This is a genomic window from Pseudomonas sp. SWRI68 (assembly GCF_014269165.1).
Taxonomy (GTDB): domain Bacteria; phylum Pseudomonadota; class Gammaproteobacteria; order Pseudomonadales; family Pseudomonadaceae; genus Aquipseudomonas; species Aquipseudomonas capeferrum.
In genome coordinates, this window is the sequence record NZ_JABWRU010000061.1 from 1 (window position 1) to 469 (window position 469).

Annotated in this window: 1 protein-coding gene; it reads right to left on the bottom strand. The window is 61.4% G+C overall.

Annotated features, from left to right (window positions below; all coding sequences use genetic code 11):
• Positions 1-469: immunoglobulin-like domain-containing protein (locus tag HU770_RS26790; RefSeq protein ID WP_186666589.1), on the bottom strand; the 469-nt coding region annotated here is incomplete at both ends.

Below are 469 nucleotides of genomic sequence, written 5' to 3' on the forward strand. Positions count from 1 at the left end.
GATGGTTTGGCCGTTCGACAAGGTCACCGTAACCGGAGTCTGGGCAGGGTTGCTCAGGGTCACGGTGTAGGTGATCACGCCGCCTTCGGTAACCGAAGGATTGGCGGTCAGAGTCGCAGTGGTGTTGTCGACCGAGTCGTTGATCGTGGTCTGCGCCGGGGTCGGGTTAGGCGTCAGTTGCTCGAAGTTACCGCCGGTAGCGTCGGTAATGGTGGTGCTGACAGTCGAACCGTTGTTGTAGACGTCGTTGTCCGGGGTCTGGAAGTCGACACTGCCCTGGGTCTTGCCGGCCTCGACGGTGATGGTCTGGCCGTTCGACAGGGTCACGGTTACCGGAGTCTGGGCAGGGTTGCTCAGAGTCACGGTGTAGGTGATCACGCCGCCTTCGGTAACCGAAGGATTGGCGGTCAGGGTTGCGGTGGTGGTGTCGACCGAGTCATTGATCGTGGTCTGCGCTGGGGTCGGGTTC